Here is a 1,360-nt window from a genome sequence, read left to right as displayed (position 1 = left end):
TTGGGGTATTGGACGTCGGTGTTGGAGGGGTTGCCGGAGCGGATCGAGTTGCCGGCGGATCGTTCGCGGCCGTTGGTTGCGTCCAATCGTGGTGCCGGTTACCAGTTCTCGGTAGATGCGCGGTTGCATCGGGCGCTCGAGCAGTTGGCGCTTGATCGTGGTGTGTCGTTGTTCATGGTGGTGCATGCGGCGTTGGCGGTGGTGTTGGCGCGGCTCAGTGGTAGTGATGATGTTGTGGTGGGCTCGCCGATCGCTGGGCGGGGCGAGCCGGAGCTTGATGATTTGATCGGGATGTTCGTCAATACGTTGGTGTTGCGGACGGAGGTGGATTCTTCGGGGAGTTTCGTCGATCTGCTCGCGGGTGTGCGGGAGGCTGATCTTCAGGCGTTTGCGCATGCGGATGTTCCGTTCGAGCGGTTGGTGGAGGTGCTTGATCCGGCGCGGTCGCAGGCTCATCATCCGTTGTTCCAGGTTGCGTTGTTCTTCCAGAACATGGCGCAGAGTGTCTTGGAATTGCCGGGGCTGTCGATTGCCGGTTTCGACGCGGGTGTGGAGATCGCGAAGTTCGATCTGCAGTTGACGGTGTCACCGTTGGAGGAGGACGGCGTCGGTGTGGGGATGCCGATGTCGTTGACGTATGCGACGGATTTGTTCGACGAGTCGACGGTGGCTGGGTTTGCGGAGCGGTTGGTTCGGGTTCTGGAAGCGATGGTGGCGGAGCCTGATTCGGTTGTCGGGGATGTGGAGTTGCTCGGTGAGCACGAGCGTTCGCAGGTGTTGGTGGCGGTCAATGACACTGTTCACGAGTTGACTGTTGGTGCTTTGTTGCTCGACGGGTTTGTTGCGCAGGTGGCGGCGTCTCCGGATGCGGTGGCGCTCTCGTTCGAGGGTGTTTCGCTGTCGTATGCGGAGTTCGGGTCTCGGGTGAATCGCCTTGCGCGGTATTTGGTTTCGGTGGGTGTGGGGCCGGAGTCGTTGGTGGCGTTGGCGATGCGTCGGTCGGTTGATCTTGTTGTGGGTATGTATGCGGTGGTTGCTGCGGGTGGGGCGTATGTGCCGTTGGATCCGGATCATCCGGTCGAGCGCAATGGTCATATTCTCGGTACTGCGGCGCCGGTGTGTGTGTTGTCCACTGCTGGTGACGGTGTGGTGTTGCCGGGTGAGTTCGATGTGGTGTTGATTGACGAGTTGGATGTGTCCGGGTTCTCGGATGCGCCGGTGTTGGATGTGGATCGTGTTGCGCCGCTTCGGGGTTCGAATGCTGCGTATGTGATTTTCACGTCGGGGTCGACGGGGAAGCCGAAGGGTGTGGCGGTTTCGCATGAGGCGATCGTCAATCAGATGGCGTGGATGCAGGGTC

General features: G+C 60.4%; 1 protein-coding gene. It reads left to right on the top strand.

The window, feature by feature from the left end:
* The coding region (locus ACFQ6H_RS29780) for a condensation domain-containing protein (RefSeq protein WP_378650437.1) at nucleotides 1–1,360 on the top strand (1,360 nt) is incomplete at both ends.

The sequence above is a fragment of the Rhodococcus sp. NPDC056506 genome (genome assembly GCF_042794945.1).
Lineage (GTDB): Bacteria > Actinomycetota > Actinomycetes > Mycobacteriales > Mycobacteriaceae > Rhodococcus_F.
The sequence above is the reverse complement of the archived record's forward strand: the minus strand, read 5'-3'. Positions and strand labels throughout refer to the sequence as shown.